The sequence below is a fragment of the Streptomyces rubrogriseus genome (assembly GCF_027947575.1).
Classification (GTDB): domain Bacteria; phylum Actinomycetota; class Actinomycetes; order Streptomycetales; family Streptomycetaceae; genus Streptomyces; species Streptomyces rubrogriseus.
Map to the genome: position 1 here is coordinate 1,630,718 of NZ_CP116256.1, position 14,438 is coordinate 1,645,155.

Annotated in this window: 16 protein-coding genes; 5 read left to right on the forward strand and 11 right to left on the reverse strand. The window is 72.4% G+C overall.

What is annotated here, in order from left to right:
• Positions 1-17: 17 nt before the first annotated feature.
• Positions 18-899: a GNAT family N-acetyltransferase gene (locus tag Sru02f_RS06995; protein WP_109031588.1), complete on the reverse strand. Its 882-nt coding sequence runs from the start codon at positions 897-899 to the stop codon at positions 18-20.
• Between the two features lie 62 nt (positions 900-961).
• Positions 962-1,417 carry a MarR family winged helix-turn-helix transcriptional regulator gene (locus Sru02f_RS07000; protein WP_109032076.1) on the reverse strand — a complete coding sequence of 152 codons (456 nt, stop codon included), beginning with the start codon at positions 1,415-1,417 and terminating at the stop codon, positions 962-964.
• Positions 1,418-1,536: 119 nt separating this feature from the next.
• Between Sru02f_RS07000 and Sru02f_RS07005 the strand changes: the two genes are divergently transcribed.
• The 3 genes from Sru02f_RS07005 (at position 1,537) to Sru02f_RS07015 (ending at position 3,954) form a co-directional block, all read left to right on the forward strand.
• Entirely contained in the window at positions 1,537-2,559 is a 1,023-nt protein-coding gene (locus Sru02f_RS07005) for an NADP-dependent oxidoreductase (protein ID WP_109031589.1), read from the forward strand.
• 93 nt (positions 2,560-2,652) lie between these two features.
• Positions 2,653-3,072, forward strand: coding sequence for an organic hydroperoxide resistance protein (locus tag Sru02f_RS07010; protein WP_109031590.1), 420 nt, complete (start codon positions 2,653-2,655; stop codon positions 3,070-3,072).
• Between the two features lie 57 nt (positions 3,073-3,129).
• A complete protein-coding gene (locus tag Sru02f_RS07015) occupies positions 3,130-3,954 on the forward strand; it encodes an EI24 domain-containing protein (protein ID WP_109031591.1) in 825 nt (274 codons plus the stop codon).
• Here the strand turns inward: Sru02f_RS07015 and Sru02f_RS07020 are convergent.
• The 3 genes from Sru02f_RS07020 to Sru02f_RS07030 all read right to left on the reverse strand — a co-directional run bounded on the left by Sru02f_RS07020 (position 3,926) and on the right by Sru02f_RS07030 (position 7,418).
• Positions 3,926-5,170 (reverse strand): pyroglutamyl-peptidase I, encoded by a 1,245-nt coding sequence (locus Sru02f_RS07020; protein ID WP_109031592.1) that lies wholly within the window; start codon positions 5,168-5,170, stop codon positions 3,926-3,928. The genes Sru02f_RS07015 and Sru02f_RS07020 overlap by 29 nt on opposite strands.
• A 320-nt stretch (positions 5,171-5,490) precedes the next feature.
• Positions 5,491-6,462 (reverse strand): aldose epimerase family protein, encoded by a 972-nt coding sequence (locus Sru02f_RS07025; protein WP_109031593.1) that lies wholly within the window; start codon positions 6,460-6,462, stop codon positions 5,491-5,493.
• Between the two features lie 38 nt (positions 6,463-6,500).
• Entirely contained in the window at positions 6,501-7,418 is a 918-nt protein-coding gene (locus tag Sru02f_RS07030) for an SGNH/GDSL hydrolase family protein (protein ID WP_109031594.1), read from the reverse strand.
• 257 nt (positions 7,419-7,675) lie between these two features.
• Here Sru02f_RS07030 and Sru02f_RS07035 point away from each other — a divergent pair, with 257 nt between their 5' ends.
• A complete protein-coding gene (locus Sru02f_RS07035; protein ID WP_109031595.1) occupies positions 7,676-8,170 on the forward strand; it encodes a DUF3145 domain-containing protein in 495 nt (164 codons plus the stop codon).
• A 76-nt stretch (positions 8,171-8,246) separates the two neighbouring features.
• On the opposite strand, the gene Sru02f_RS07040 is transcribed toward Sru02f_RS07035, so the two are convergent.
• The 5 genes from Sru02f_RS07040 to fasR form a co-directional block, all read right to left on the reverse strand.
• On the reverse strand, positions 8,247-9,536 hold the full coding sequence (locus Sru02f_RS07040; protein ID WP_011028323.1) for a beta-ketoacyl-[acyl-carrier-protein] synthase family protein: 1,290 nt from the start codon (positions 9,534-9,536) through the stop codon (positions 8,247-8,249).
• A 109-nt stretch (positions 9,537-9,645) separates the two neighbouring features.
• Entirely contained in the window at positions 9,646-9,891 is a 246-nt protein-coding gene (locus Sru02f_RS07045) for an acyl carrier protein (protein ID WP_109031596.1), read from the reverse strand.
• A gap of 104 nt (positions 9,892-9,995) precedes the next feature.
• Positions 9,996-11,027, reverse strand: a complete 1,032-nt coding sequence (locus tag Sru02f_RS07050; protein ID WP_109031597.1) for a ketoacyl-ACP synthase III — start codon at positions 11,025-11,027, stop codon at positions 9,996-9,998.
• 16 nt (positions 11,028-11,043) lie between these two features.
• Entirely contained in the window at positions 11,044-11,994 is a 951-nt protein-coding gene (locus Sru02f_RS07055) for an ACP S-malonyltransferase (RefSeq protein WP_109031598.1), read from the reverse strand.
• Positions 11,995-12,083: 89 nt separating this feature from the next.
• Entirely contained in the window at positions 12,084-13,289 is a 1,206-nt protein-coding gene (fasR, locus tag Sru02f_RS07060; protein ID WP_109031599.1) for a fatty acid biosynthesis transcriptional regulator FasR, read from the reverse strand.
• A gap of 62 nt (positions 13,290-13,351) precedes the next feature.
• Here fasR and Sru02f_RS07065 point away from each other — a divergent pair, with 62 nt between their 5' ends.
• The gene (locus Sru02f_RS07065; RefSeq protein ID WP_109031600.1) at positions 13,352-14,008 is read left to right on the forward strand and encodes a pirin family protein; all 657 of its coding nucleotides are present in this window, start codon (positions 13,352-13,354) and stop codon (positions 14,006-14,008) included.
• A gap of 17 nt (positions 14,009-14,025) precedes the next feature.
• Here Sru02f_RS07065 and Sru02f_RS07070 read toward each other — a convergent pair whose 3' ends face one another.
• The gene (locus Sru02f_RS07070; protein WP_109031601.1) at positions 14,026-14,433 is read right to left on the reverse strand and encodes a hypothetical protein; all 408 of its coding nucleotides are present in this window, start codon (positions 14,431-14,433) and stop codon (positions 14,026-14,028) included.
• Positions 14,434-14,438 lie beyond the last annotated feature (5 nt).

The following is a 14,438-nucleotide window of genomic DNA, read 5'->3' on the forward strand; positions in this document are numbered from 1 at the left end:
GTAACAACTCCACCCCTTCACCGACGCGCAGACGGGGCGAACCGGTACCCCGCGAAGTCGGCGACGTGGACATACCCGATGCGCCGGTAGAGGGCGTTGCTGGTGGGGTTGTCCGGGTCCGTGAACAGGACCACGTCCGTCGCCCCCGCGGCCAGCGCGGCTCCGCTCACCTCGGCCGTCACGGCTCCGGCGTAGCCGCGGCCGCGGAGGTGGGCAGGGGTGTAGACGGGGTCCACCCGGACCATGCCGCCGACGACCGGGGTCGCGGCCGCCATCGCCACGGGGGTGCCCTGCGGGGTCTCCCACAACGTGAAGTGCCGGTCGCCGAAGCGCGAGTCGTCCCAGGAGCCGGCGTCGATCAGGTCGATGGAGTGCTGCTCCCCGACGTCGACGCAGAACTCACGGCACCAGCGGACGACGTGCGCACGGTCCTCGCCGCTCGTGACGCGCCCCCGGCCCTCCGGGGACGGCCGCGGCGCGGTGAGCGTGCCGAGACGGTGGAGACGCGTCCGCCAGAAGAGCTCCGGAACCGCGCCCGTGTGCCGCCGCCACGACGCGGCGAAGGCACCGGCGGTGTCGCGGTCCGCGACGACGTCGGCGGGGGAGTGGCCGAGGCCGGCCAGGCGGGCGGCGAGGGTGTCGGTCTGCTCCCCGGAGAGGGGCGTGAGGCCCAGCCGGCCCCGCGGAGTGAGATAGAAGATCGCCCGCACCTCGCCTCCTGCCTCGAGCCGGCCGAAGACACCGGCGTCGGTGTCCTGCCCGGCCGCCCCGCGGCTCCGCAGTTTCTCGATGTCCGTCAGCGGCGTGTTGTGCAGGGCGGGGCGCGAGGACAGGAACCCGCCGGCTCGGCCGAGGAAGTCGTCGACGTCGTGAGTGAGATGCCAGTCGTCCGGAAGCATGCCGCATGGTCCCAGGTCGCGCGCGGACGGCGACGCGGGAGCGGGGCGAGACGCGGTGGCGGTCAGTGCCCCGGCGAGCCCTCCCCGACCATCAGCCGCAGCGCGTCCCGCAGCGCCACCCGCTCCGCCTCCGACAACCCCGCCAGTGGCTCGCGCGCGAAGCGCAGTGACTCCCGCAGCCCCCGGGCGACCCGCCGTCCCTCCTCCGTCGCCGCCGCGACCTTCACCCGGCGGTCGCCGGGGTCGGGCCGTCGCTCGACCAGGCCCCGCGCCTCCAGCCGGTCCACGATCCCCGTGACGTTCGACGGCTCGCACTTCAGCTTCTGGGCCAGCTTCCGCATCGGCAGCGGCTCCAGCGACAGCAGGCTCAGCAGCTTGGCCTGCGCCCCGGTCAGGGCGCGCTCCGCCGCCGCCTCCTCGTAGTCCGCGTGGAAGCGGGCCACGACCTCGCCGATCAGTTCGACGACTTCAAGGGTGAGAGCGTCGGGTCGGCGCGTGGTGTCGCGTGGTGTGGCCATGGAATCCAGGGTACCCATTTGTTTGACAAGCTGAAATGTTCAGTCGCATGGTTGTTTCAGAACATGAAACATTCTCGGCGGCCCGGCCGAGTCCGAGCAAGCCCCAGGAAAGGTGCCCCATGACCGACTCCCCCGCCCTCCCCGCCGTCAACCGCGCTTGGCACCTGGTCACCCGCCCGGTCGGCTGGCCGAAGCCCGAGGACTTCGCGCTCGTCGAGGCGGAGGTCCCCACCCCCGGCGACGGGCAGGTGCTGGTGCGCAACCTGTACGTCTCCGTCGACCCGTACATGCGCGGCCGCATGAGCGCCGCCAAGTCCTACGCCGCCCCCTACGAGCTGGACAAGCCCATGCTGGGCGGCGCGGTCGGCGAGGTCGTCGCCTCCAACGCCGAGGGCATCGCCGTCGGCGACCACGTCCTGCACTTCCTCGGCTGGCGCGAGTACGCCGCCGTGGACGCGAAGAGCGCCGTCAAGGTGGACCCGGACGCGGCGCCCCTGTCGACGTACCTGGGCGTGCTCGGCATGACGGGGCTCACCGCCTACGCCGGTCTGCTGCGCACCGCCTCCTTCAAGGAGGGCGACTCCGTCTTCGTCTCGGGCGCCGCGGGTGCCGTCGGCAGCCAGGTGGGGCAGATCGCCAGGCTCAAGGGCGCCTCGCGGGTCATCGGCTCGGCCGGCTCGGACGAGAAGGTCAAGCTGCTCCTCGACGAGTACGGCTTCGACGCCGCCTTCAACTACAAGAACGGCCCGGTGAGCGAGCAGCTGCGGGCCGCCGCCCCGGACGGCGTCGACGTCTACTTCGACAACGTCGGCGGCGACCACCTGGAGGCCGCCATCGGCTCCCTCAACCTGAACGGCCGCATCGCCATCTGCGGAGCGATCTCCGTCTACAACAACACCGAGCCCGCGCCCGGCCCGAAGAACCTCGCCCGCCTCATCCAGACCCGCGGCCGCATCGAGGGCTTCCTGGTCGGCGACCACTACGACCTCCAGCCGAAGTTCGTCGAGGAGGTCGGCCCCTGGGTCCGCGACGGTGAGCTGAAGTACCGCGAGACCGTCGTCGAGGGCATCGAGAACAACCTGGAGGCGTTCCTCGGGGTCCTGCGCGGCGACAACACCGGAAAGATGATCGTCAAGCTCTGACTTCCCGAAGATTCCGGCATGCGGTAGCGTCTTTCCGAAATCCGTCGTGATCGTGGGCGCGAGTCACGGCGGACCGAGGAGGAAGACACCCGTATGCCCATCCAGCAGTCCGAAGTCCTCTACACCGCCGTCGCCACCGCCGAGAACGGCCGCGACGGCCGGGTCGCCACCGACGACGGCAAGCTCGACCTCGTCGTGAACCCGCCCAAGGAGATGGGCGGCAACGGCGCCGGCACCAACCCCGAGCAGCTGTTCGCCGCCGGGTACAGCGCCTGCTTCCAGGGCGCCCTCGCCGTCGTGGCCCGCCAGGAGGGCGCCGACGTCTCCGGTTCCACCGTCACCGCGAAGGTCGGCATCGGCAAGAACGACGACGGCTTCGGCATCATCGTCGAGATCTCCGCCGAGATCCCGACGGTCGACGCAGCCACCGCCCGGTCGCTGGTCGAGAAGGCCCACCAGGTCTGCCCGTACTCGAAGGCGACCCGCGGCAACATCACCGTGACGCTCGCCTGACCGGGGCCGTGCCGGGACCGGAAACGGTCCGGCGCGCCGACCGGTAGAGTGCCGCCCATGCGTGATCTTGGGGCGGGGTTCGGCCACCTTCTGAAGGGCCAGCGCTGGGTGGCCCGGCACGGCAGGAGCTACGGCTTCGGGCTCGTCCCGGGCCTGATCACCCTGGTCCTGTACGTGGGCGTGCTGGTCGCGCTCGCGCTGTGGGGCGAGGACTTCGTCGCGTGGGTGACCCCCTTCGCCGACGACTGGTCGAGTCCCTGGCTCGGACTCTTCCGCGGCTTCCTCACCGCCGTGCTCTTCGCCCTCGCCCTGCTCCTCGCCGTCCTCACCTTCACCGCGGTGACCCTGCTGGTCGGCCAGCCCTTCTACGAGGCCCTCTCCGAACGCGTCGACCGCGACGTCTCCCCGGACGGCACGGCGCCCGGGTCCCACCTGCCGCTCTGGCGCGAGCTGTGGATCTCCGGCCGCGACAGCCTGCGGATCCTCGTCCGCGCCGCGCTCTGGGGCGTGCTGCTCTTCGCGCTCGGCTTCATCCCGGTCGTCGGCCAGACCGTGGTCCCGGTGGTCGGCTTCTTCGTCACCGGCTTCTTCCTCACCGAGGAACTGGCCGCCGTCGCCCTCCAGCGCCGCGGCGTCGAGCTGCGCGAACGCCTCGCCCTGCTGCGCTCCCGCCGGATGCTGGTCTGGGGTTTCGGCACCCCGCTGGGCGTGTCCTTCCTGGTGCCGTTCGTCGCCGTGTTCCTGATGCCGGGCGCCGTCGCCGGCGCCACGCTCCTCGCCCGGGAACTGCTGGGCGAGGAGACCCGCGACGGCGCCGGAGAGCTGTCCGAGGGCGGTGCCGCCGACCCGGCGGTCAGCCCCGGTCCGTCCCCGGAGCACTGACCGCCACGGCCACGATCGCCCGCGCCTGCGCCACGATGTCCAGCCGGTTGCGCACGAACTCCGGGTCGGTGACCGCCCCCGTCGCCGGATCGGTGTTCCCGGTCCCGAACTGAAGCACCGGCGTGTGCACGTGCCCGCCCGGCAGCGTGCCGTGCAGTCCGAGCCGGTCCCGCAGCAGCGTCGCGCGGTAGGCGATCTCGTTGGAGAGGTAGTTGCCGCCGCCGCCCTCCCGGGCCGTCGACCCGGGCGTGGGTCCGTCAGGCCGTACGACCGGTTCGTCGCCGCCCGCCGGGATCTCGGTCACGGCCGTGTTGTCGTACACCGGGAAGCGCCCGATGTCCGCCGCCGTGATCGCCGCGTACGGCAGCGTGGTCGTCGTCCACTGCGGCTGCGAGGTCGGGTCGGCGACCGGGACCGTCTCCGTGCGGGAGACGTTGTCGTTGTCCGGGAAGCCGCCCCGCCAGGCCCCGTTGGTCCGCTCCACGTCGAACCGGCCGACCCGGCCCTGGCTCACCGTGGTGAACAGGTCCACCCGCGGCAGGTACGGCCGCAGCGCCCGCTCCACCGTCCCCTCCGCGAAGTCCGCCCAGCGCACCGGGAACACGGCCGTCTCCACCCGGGCGGGACCGTCCGGGGTGTCGATCACCGTGCCGTCCAGGGCGAGCGCGACGGCGCCCGACGGGTTGGAGATCCGCACGTCCCGGTCCAGCGTGAAGGGGTCGAAGCCGGTGAGCAGCACCCGCTTGACGCCCTTGCCGTGCCCGTCGCGGTGGCCGCGCGGCAGGCGCAGGTCGGTCTGGCCGCGCGAGGCGCGCTCCAGCTCCGTCAGCAGCGCGGCCCGCTGCCGCTCGCCCAGACCGAACCCGGGCTCCCAGGTGCGCAGCTCGCGCGTCATCCCGAGCCGCGCCCAGTACAGCGGCCGGTCGTCGTCCCGGCTGAGGTCCCCGCGGGCCGGACCGCGCCCCTGCGCCCGGTCCACCGCCCGCCGCCACAACGCCGCGCCCTCGCGCTCGACGACCCGTCGGGCCTCGCGGTAGGAGTCCGCGCGCCCGAGCCCCCGGGCGAACGCCGGCGCCACCGCGGCGAATCCGGAGCGCCGCAGGATCTCCCGGGGCACCTCCCCGTCGAGCCGCCGCTCCTCCACGGTCGGTGCGGGGGCGGCGCCGCCCGCCTCGGGAGCCGCCGTCGCCGTCGTGGGGGCCGCGAGCCCCGCCATCAGGGCCAGTCCGAGTACACCGATCCGAACACGTATGGGTCTCAAGGGAGTCCAGGTCCTTCCGTCGCCGTGGGGTGCTGCCGGAACGGCGGCAGTATCGCGTGACGGAAGGGCCACGCGCCATGGCGCGTGGCCGACCGACTCGTGGCTGTTTGTGAAGGGTTCGTACGAACTCCTGATCGGACGCCCGATCGCGGACCGCCGGATCGGCGCGGCGATTAACGTCGGACCCGGGATGCGTGCGAGCGCGCCGTCCCCGTGGACAGCCCCGGTCCGGGACCTGACGGCCGGGCCGGGGCTCGGCCACCCCCGCCCGCCTCCTACCGCACCGAGAAGCCGTACACCGTCTCCGAGCGGAACACCTCGCCAGGGCGCAGCACCGTGCTGGGGAAGCCGGGACGGTTCGGGGAGTCCGGGAAGTGCTGGGTCTCCAGCGCGATCCCGTCCCCGGGGGCGAAGGGCTCGCCCAGGTGGTCGGCGGTGTACAGCTGGAGGCCCGGCTCGGTCGTCGCCACCGTGAGCACCCGCCCCGACGCCGGGTCGTACAGCTCGGCGACCTCCTCGGCCGCGTCGGTCACGCCCTTGTCCAGCACGTAGTTGTGGTCGTAGCCCGAGCCGACCTTGCGCGCCCGCCGGAAGTCGAAGCGCGTGTCCGTCACGTCGTCGAGGCCGCCCGTCGGGATCAGGCCGGCGTCGACCGGCGTGATCCGGGAGGCGGCCAGCCGCAGTTCGTGCCCGCCCGCGTGCCCGGAGCCGCTCAGGTTGAAGTAGCTGTGGTTGGTCGGGTTCAGCACGGTCGGCGCGTCCGTGACCGCCTCGTACACGATCCGCAGCGCGCCCGACCCGTCCAGCGTGTAGGTCACCGACATCTCCAGCCGCCCCGGGAAGCCCTCCTCGCCGTGCGGGGAGACCCGGCTCAGCCGGACGCCCTCCTCGACCGCAGCCACGTCCCACACACGCTTGTCGAAGCCCCGCGCGCCGCCGTGCAGCGTGTTGGGCCCCTCGTTGGGCGCCAGCGCGTACGTCCGGCCGTCCAGCGGAAAGCGCCCGCCCGCGATCCGGTTGGCGTACCGCCCGACCAGCGCGCCGAAGTAGGGCTCCGGGTGCGCCACATAGCCGTCCAGGTCCGCGAACCCCAGTACCACGTCGGCGGTGGTCCCGTCCCGGTCCGGGACCTCGGCCGACTGCACGATCCCGCCGTACGACAGGACCCGTACCCGTACGCCGGCCCGCTCCAGGGTCCAGCGGTGTACCGGGGTGCCGTCGGAAAGTGTGCCGAAGAGTTCGCTCATGTGCGGAACTCTAGGACACGCCCAGGTCAGCGGCCGGGTCAGGGACTCTTCGCGGTGACCGCGCGGTAGGCGATCTCCGCCAGCCGGGCCTGGCCGTCCACACTCGGGTGGAACCAGTCCCAGTGGCTCAACTGGTCCGTGCCGAACCGGAACTCGTGCACCGCGCCGTCGTCGGTGCGGCACCGCCGGTCCTTCGCGCAGACCTCCCGCAGCACCTCGTTGTAGTCCGCCACCCGGTCGCGCACCGTGTTGCGCCGCAGGGTCGCCGCCGAGTCCAGGGAGTCCGCGTCGCCCAGCATCGACGGACACAGGCCGAGCTTCCACACCTGCTTGCCCAGCGGGTTGGTGCGGCCCTGGGACCAGAGCCGCTTGAGGTCCGGGATGCTCGACACGTACACCTGCGCCTTGGGAAGCCTCTTGCGCAGGGTGGCCATCGCCTCCTCGAACTGCGCCCGGAAGTCCGCCACCGGCGTCATCGCCGAGGTCGTGGACCGGCACGCGTCGTTCGCCCCGGCCATCACCGCCACCAGCTCCGGCTCGCGCTGCGCCGCCCGCGTCACCTGGGCGGTCAGATCCGCCATCCGGGCCCCGGTGACCGCGTAGTTCCAGCTGTGCTCGGCCGCGTCCGCCTTCCCCAGCAGCCGTACGGCCAGCGAGTCGACCTCGGCGCTGCTGCCGGTCGCCCACGACACCTCCGGGCAGTCGGACAGCACCGCGCAGGCGTCAAAGCCGCGCGTGATGGAGTCGCCCACGGCGGCGACGGACGCCGGGCTGGTGTCCCAGGCGGGCGCCGTCCTCGTCGGCTTCGACGGACTGCCGGAAGGAGCGGGGGAGTCGCCGCCCGCGGCGTCGCAGCCCGCCGCACCCGCGCCCAGGACGGCCGCGGTCAGGGCGGCGAGCGCGACCCGCGCCCGGCGACGGCCGTACCGCGTCCGCTGGTCCGTCCCTCGACCCATACCGGTCCCACCCCTCGGCTCGTTCCTCCACCGTGCTCAACCCATGACACCGCGCGAGGGTTCCCGAGGGCGCCGATGCAACGGCTCACACCCGTACAAGCGTCCTGCCGGGTGAATGGCGCAGGTTTGTCGGCGGCGGGACCGACGGTACGTCACACTCCTTGCCCCGCCGCACGGTAGCCTCGCCATCAACGTGGCCCGCCCGGTCACGGCCGTTCCACCCGTTCCGAGATGTCCCGCTCAGCCCGGAGGTTCCGGTGACGACACGTGGAGTCCTGTACGTGCACTCCGCGCCGCGCGCGCTCTGCCCGCACGTCGAGTGGGCCGTCGCCGGGGTGCTCGGCACGCGCGTCGGCCTGGACTGGATCCGGCAGCCCGCCGCGCCCGGCACCTGGCGCGCGGAGTTCTCCTGGCAGGGGCAGGCCGGCATCGCCTCCAAGCTCGCCTCCGCACTGCGCGGCTGGCAGCTGCTCCGCTTCGAGGTCACCGCGGAACCCTCCGCGAACGCCGAGGGCGAGCGCTACAGCTGCACCCCCGACCTCGGCATCTTCCACGCCGTCGCCGGCATCCACGGCGACATCATGATCCCGGAGGACCGGCTGCGCGCGGCCCTGGTCCGCTCCCAGCGCGGCGAGACCGACCTCGAGTCGGACATCGCCAAGCTCCTCGGCAAGCCCTGGGACGACGAGCTGGAGCCCTTCCGCCACGCCGGCGAGGGCGCCCCGGTCCGCTGGCTGCACCAGGTGGTGTGACGCCCCCACCTCTCCTCGCACGCGTGAAGGGCCCCCACCGTCCGGTGGGGGCCCTTCACGTGCGTACGGCGGTCGCTCAGACCGACCGGAACGCGAGCACCACGTTGTGCCCGCCGAAGCCGAACGAGTCGTTCAGCGCGGCGATACGGCCCTCCACCGGGAGCTTGCGGGCCTCGCCGCGGACGATGTCCGCGTTGGCCTCGGCCTCCGGGTCGAGGTTCTCGACGTTGATGGTCGGCGGTGCCACCCGGTGGTACAGCGCGAGCACGGTCGCCACGGACTCCACGCCGCCCGCGCCACCGAGCAGGTGACCGGTCATCGACTTGGTGCCGGAGACCGCCATGTGGTCGACGTCGTCGCCGAGGACCTTGCGCAGCGCCTTCAGCTCGGCGATGTCACCGGCCGGCGTCGAGGTGGCGTGCGCGTTGACGTGCACGATCTCGGCCGGGTCCAGGTCGTTGCCGTCCAGCAGGTTCTGCAGGGCGGCGGAGATGCCGCGGCCCTCCGGCTCCGGCTGCACGATGTCGTGGCTGTCGGCGGAGATGCCCTGGCCGACCGCCTCCGCGTAGACGCGGGCACCGCGCGCGGCGGCGTGCTCGGCGGACTCCAGGACCAGGACGCCGGCGCCCTCACCGAGGACGAAGCCGTCGCGCGCCGTGTCGAAGGGGCGGGAGGCGCCCTGCGGGTCGTCGTTGTTCTTGGACATCGCCATCATGTTGCCGAACGCGGCGATGGGCAGCGGGTGGATCGCCGCCTCCGTGCCACCCGCGACGACGACGTCGGCGCGACCGGTGCGGATCATCTCGATGGCGTAGCCGATGGCCTCGGCGCCCGAGGCGCAGGCCGAGACCGGGGTGTGCACGCCCGCACGGGCGCCCACGGCCAGGCCGACGTTGGCGGAGGGGCCGTTCGGCATCAGCATGGGGACGGTGTGCGGGGAGACGCGGCGGACGCCCTTCTCCTTCAGCACGTCGTACTGGTCGAGCAGCGTGGTCACGCCGCCGATGCCGGAGGCGATGACCGCACCGAGCCGGTCGGGGTCGACGTGGGCCGCGCCGTCCTCGGCGGGGCTCTCGCCCGCCTTGCCGGCGTACCCGGCGTCCTTCCAGGCCTCCTGCGCCGCGATAAGCGCGAACTGCGCCGAGCGGTCGAGGCGGCGGGCCTGCGGCCGCGGGATGACCTCGGAGGGGTCGACGGCGGCCGGCGCGGCGATGCGAACCGCCTGGTCGGCGGCCCACTCCTGCTCCAGGGGCCGGACGCCGGACCTGCCGGCGACCAGACCCTCCCAGGTCGAGGCTGCGTCGCCACCCAGCGGTGTGGTTGCGCCGATACCGGTGACGACCACGGTGCGATTGGTCGAGCTCACGGGAATTCTTTCTCCAACGGGATACGGATTCGTACGGCGCCACCGCCGGGCGGCGGGGCAGTCGGCCCGGATCTGCCCGGTACCCGGGTCATGCCCGAGTATCGGCGGATCAGGCCTGGTGGTCGAGGATGTACTTCGTCGCGTCGCCGACCGTCTTGAGGTTCTTGACGTCGTCGTCCGGGATCTTGACGTCGAAGCGCTCTTCGGCGGCGACGACGACCTCGACCATGGACAGCGAGTCGACGTCCAGGTCGTCGGTGAAGGACTTGTCCAGCTTGACGTCCTCGACCGGGATGCCGGCGATCTCGTTCACGATCTCCGCGAGACCGGCGACGATCTCTTCCTGAGTGGCCATGACGGCGCTCCTTCTTTGTTGTCCAGAGGGTGTGGCGGCCCACCGCGTCGGCGGCGGGCGGTGCTGCTCTCCGTTCCGGACCGGGGTGATCCGGCACGGAGTGCCTAGGGGAGGGTAACGACCGTCGCGGCGTAGACGAGACCCGCCCCGAAGCCGATGACGAGCGCGGTGTCGCCGCTCCTCGCGTCGCCGGTCGCCAGGAGCCGCTCCATCGCGAGCGGAATCGAGGCGGCCGAGGTGTTGCCGGTGGTGCGGATGTCACGGGCGACCGTGACGTGCTCCGGCAGCTTCAGTGTCTTCACCATCGAGTCGATGATCCGCACATTGGCCTGGTGCGGGATGAAGACGTCCAGGTCGTCCGGGCTGATCCCGGCCGCGTCCAGCGCCTGCTGCGCGACCTTCGCCATCTCGAACACGGCCCAGCGGAACACCGCCTGGCCCTCCTGCGTGATCGCAGGAAACTTGACGTTGCCCTCGGAGTCGAGGGGCAGGTCGGAGACGTCACCGATCCGGAAGCGGTCCCAGGAGACCGTCTGCTTGATCGTTTCGGCCTTGTCGCCCTCCGAGCCCCAGACCGTCGGGCCGATCGCCGGCTCCTGGGACGGGCCGACCACGACCGCGCCGGCGCCGTCGCCGAACAGGAAGGCCGTGGCCCGGTCCTCCAGGTCGGTCAGGTCGGACAGCCGCTCCACGCCGATGACCAGCACGTACTCCGCCGAGCCCTCGACGACCATGCCCTTGGCCAGGGTCAGTCCGTAGCCGAAGCCCGCACAGCCGGCCGAGATGTCGAAGGCCGCGGCCTTGTCCGTGCCGAGGCGGTCGGCGATCTCGGTGGCGATGGCCGGGGTCTGGCTGAAGTGCGACACGGTCGAGACGACCACGGCACCGATCCGCGAGGCGTCGATCCCGGCGTCGGCGAGTGCCTTGCCGGAGGCCTCCACCGACATCGCCGCGACGGTCTCCTCGGGGCCCGCCCAGTGCCGGGTCTCGATGCCGGAGCGCGAGCGGATCCACTCGTCGGACGAGTCGATCGTCTCGAGGATCACCTCGTTCGGTACCACCCGGGTCGGACGGTATCCGCCGACGCCGAGGATGCGCGCGTACGGGGCGCCCTTGCTGGGCTTGATCTTCGACATGCTCTCGCGCTCCTTGTCAGGCCTGGGTGTGCTCGGCGACGAGCTCACGGGCCGCGTCGAGGTTGTCGGGGGTCTTCAGGGCCAGCGTCCGCACGCCGGGCAGCGCCCGCTTGGCCAGCCCGGTCAGCGTGCCGCCCGGACACACCTCGATGATCGCGGTGACGCCCAGCTCCTTGAACGTCTCCATGCACAGGTCCCAGCGCACCGGGTTGGCGACCTGGCCGACCAGCCGGTCCAGCACCTCGGTGCCGGAGGCGACGGCCCGCCCGTCCTTGTTGGAGACGTACGTCACCTTCGGGTCGGCCGGCGTCAGCGCCTTGGCGGCCTCGGCGAGCTTGTCCACGGCGGGGGCCATGTGGCGGGTGTGGAAGGCGCCGGCCACCTTCAGCGGGACGACCTTGCGGACACCCTCGGGCTTGTCCTCGTTCAGCGCGGCCAGCTGCTCCATGGTGCCCGCCGCCACGATCTGACCGGCGCCGTTCACGTTCGCCGGGGTCAGGCCGAGCCGCTCCAGGTGCGCGACGCTCACCTCGGGGTCGCCCCCGAGCAGCGCCGACATGCCGGTCTCGGTGACGGCGGCGGCCTCGGCCATGGCCAGACCGCGGCGGCGTACGAGGGACAGCGCGGCGGTGTCGTCGAGGACGCCCGCGAAGACGGCGGCGGTGATCTCGCCGACGCTGTGGCCGGCGACCGCGCCGGGCACGAACCCGGGGCCCGTCGCGTCAGCGACAGATGTCTGCGTACCGAGTGCCGCGGCGGACAGGATTCCGGCGGCGACCAGCAGCGGCTGGGCCACGGACGTGTCTCGGATCTCGTCCGCGTCGGCCTTGGTGCCGAAGTGGGCGAGATCGAGTCCGAGGGCGTCCGACCACGCGGCGACGCGGTCAGCGGCACCGGGGAGGGCGAGCCAGTCAGTCAGGAAGCCGGGCGTCTGGGCGCCCTGGCCGGGAGCGACGAGTACGAGCACTCTCACACTCTCTCTTGAGGACGGCCACGACCGCCCGTGGGGACAGGGACGAAGAACAGGAGCGGGTTTTGTGGACCCTGTACAAAATCCTAGAGCTGCGGATCTCCGTCGGCCAGACGCCCCAGGATGAGCGCGATCCGCAGTGTGAACGCAGACCGTACATCAGAGGGCGACCATCCGGTGACGTCAGTCACACGTCGGAGCCGGTAGCGCACGGTGTTCGGGTGAACGAAGAGCATCCGGGCGGCGCCCTCCAGACTGCTCGCCTGTTCGAGGTAGACGCTGAGCGTCTCGAGGAGCGCCGCTCCCGCTTCCTCCAACGGTCTGTAGATCTCCTCCACCAGTTGGTCACGGGCCGAGGGGTCGGAGGCGATCGCGCGCTCCGGCAGGAGATCGTCGGCGAGCACCGGACGCGGCGCGTCCTGCCAGGCGGTGCACGCCTTCAGCCCGGCCGCGGCGGCCTGCGCGGACCGGGTCGCGGCCAGCAGGTCGGGCACCACGGGCCCGGCGACGACCGGACCCTGCGCGAACGGCCCGATCAGCGACTTCGCCACCGCCAGCGGGTCGTTGCGGCCCCCGGCGATCACCACGAGCCGGTCCCCGAGCACCCCGGTCAGCACCTGGAGCTTGGCGTGCCGGGCCGCGCGCCGGATGGCCTCCACGGTCAGCTCGGAGTCCCCGTCGGGCGCGGTGCCCAGTACGACGCAGACGTGTTCGGGCGAATTCCACCCGAGGGCGGCGGCCCGGGACACGGCCCCTTCGTCGGCCTCGCCGCTGAGCACGGCGTTCACCACCAGCGACTCCAGGCGTGCGTCCCAGGCACCGCGTGCCTCGGCGGCCTGCGCGTACACCTGGGCGGTCGCGAACGCGATCTCCCGGGCGTACACGAGCAGCGCCTCGCGCAGCACCGACTCGTCACCGGGAGCCGCCACCTCGTCGATGGCGGACTCCATCACCTCGATGGTGGTGCGCACCATCTCCACGGTCTGCCGCAGCGTGATCGCCCGGGTCAGCTCGCGCGGCGCGGTCCCGAAGACGTCGGTGGAGATGGCCTGGGGCGCGTCCGGCTGCCGGAACCACTCGGTGAACGCGGCGATGCCGGCCTGGGCGACCAGCCCGATCCAGGAACGGTTCTCCGGTGGCATGGCCCGGTACCACGGCAGCGTCTCGTCCATGCGCGCGATGGCCTGCGCGGCGAGCGAACCGGAGGACTGCTCCAGCCGCTTCAGGGTCGCGGTATGCGGGTGGGCGGGCTGGGCGGGGGCGTCGGGCTTACCGGTTTCGGGTTCGGGCACGGGGACAAGACTGCCTTATCGGGCCGGGCGGGTGTGCCGCCGGGGCTACCGTGAACGACGTGATGGACGTACGCCGCGCCGACGAGCGCTACCCGGGCGGTGATCCGGCAGCCGGGATCACCTCCCGCCACGCCTTCTCCTTCGGCCCCCACTACGACCCCGACAACCTCCGTTTCGGCGCCCTGCTCGCCTGCAACGAGGAGCGCCTCGCCCCCGGCGCGGGCTTCGACGAGCACCCGCACAGCCACACCGAGATCGTCACCTGGGTCGTGGAGGGCGAGCTGACCCACCGCGACAGCACCGGCCACGAGACGGTGGTCCGCGCCGGGGACGTGCAACGCCTCAGTTCGGCGGCAGGCGTCCGCCACGTCGAGCGCAACGACGCCGCCGTCCCCCTCACCTTCGTCCAGATGTGGCTGGCCCCGCTGGACCCCGGCGGCGACCCCGCCTACGAGATCGTCCGGGGCATCGCGGACTCCACCCCGTACGCCGTCCCCGAGGCCGGCGCGATGCTCCACGTACGCCGCCTGACCGCGGGGGAGCGGACCGCGGTGCCGGACGGGGCGTACGTGTACGTGCACGTGGTGCGGGGTGAGTTGACGCTGGGCGGCGAGACCCTGGGCCCGGGCGACGCGGCCCGCGTCACGGACGCCGAGGCGCTGGACGCGGTGGCGGTGACGCGGGCCGAGGTGCTGGTGTGGGAGATGGCGGCGCCCTGACGGGGCCGGAGCGCGGGTCAGGTCAGCGGGTCCATGAACGGACCCGCAGCGCGCTCGAAGGCGGCGAGAGTGACTGCCGGTACGAAGACGGAACTGCTCTCCATCCCCTCGGGAAGGTGCGCGCGCATGTCCTCCGGGCACAGGAACGTACCGTCGGGGATGAGGATCCCCGCGCGGAGTCGGTCCACCAGCTCGATGATGATCTTCCATACGTCGCCGACCTGGGGACGTACCACGCTGATGAATTCCGCGAAGACGCCGATCTCGACCTCGCTGCCGTCAGCGGCACGGATCCAGTACTCCGTGGCGTCGTCGTCCTTCTCCTGCCCGGCCCGGACGGGCGAGAGCACCGCACGGACCACATCCAGGTCGGGCTCGGCCGGTTCGCCGTCGGTGAAGCGGTAGAGGCCCAGGTGGTAGCCCATCGCGG

What these genes read in the sequence shown, in the direction of transcription:
- Sru02f_RS07000 (WP_109032076.1), bottom strand. Translation starts at nt 1,417, where the DNA reads ATGGCCACACCACGCGACACCACGCGCCGACCCGACGCTCTCACCCTT.
- Sru02f_RS07005 (WP_109031589.1), top strand. Translation starts at nt 1,537, where the DNA reads ATGACCGACTCCCCCGCCCTCCCCGCCGTCAACCGCGCTTGGCACCTG.
- Sru02f_RS07050 (WP_109031597.1), bottom strand. Translation starts at nt 11,027, where the DNA reads ATGTCGAAGATCAAGCCCAGCAAGGGCGCCCCGTACGCGCGCATCCTC.
- Sru02f_RS07020 (WP_109031592.1), bottom strand. Translation starts at nt 5,170, where the DNA reads ATGGCGGGGCTCGCGGCCCCCACGACGGCGACGGCGGCTCCCGAGGCG.
- Sru02f_RS07015 (WP_109031591.1), top strand. Translation starts at nt 3,130, where the DNA reads ATGCGTGATCTTGGGGCGGGGTTCGGCCACCTTCTGAAGGGCCAGCGC.
- Sru02f_RS07030 (WP_109031594.1), bottom strand. Translation starts at nt 7,418, where the DNA reads ATGGGTCGAGGGACGGACCAGCGGACGCGGTACGGCCGTCGCCGGGCG.
- Sru02f_RS07070 (WP_109031601.1), bottom strand. Translation starts at nt 14,433, where the DNA reads ATGGGCTACCACCTGGGCCTCTACCGCTTCACCGACGGCGAACCGGCC.
- Sru02f_RS06995 (WP_109031588.1), bottom strand. Translation starts at nt 899, where the DNA reads ATGCTTCCGGACGACTGGCATCTCACTCACGACGTCGACGACTTCCTC.
- Sru02f_RS07065 (WP_109031600.1), top strand. Translation starts at nt 13,352, where the DNA reads ATGGACGTACGCCGCGCCGACGAGCGCTACCCGGGCGGTGATCCGGCA.
- Sru02f_RS07010 (WP_109031590.1), top strand. Translation starts at nt 2,653, where the DNA reads ATGCCCATCCAGCAGTCCGAAGTCCTCTACACCGCCGTCGCCACCGCC.
- Sru02f_RS07025 (WP_109031593.1), bottom strand. Translation starts at nt 6,462, where the DNA reads ATGAGCGAACTCTTCGGCACACTTTCCGACGGCACCCCGGTACACCGC.
- Sru02f_RS07045 (WP_109031596.1), bottom strand. Translation starts at nt 9,891, where the DNA reads ATGGCCACTCAGGAAGAGATCGTCGCCGGTCTCGCGGAGATCGTGAAC.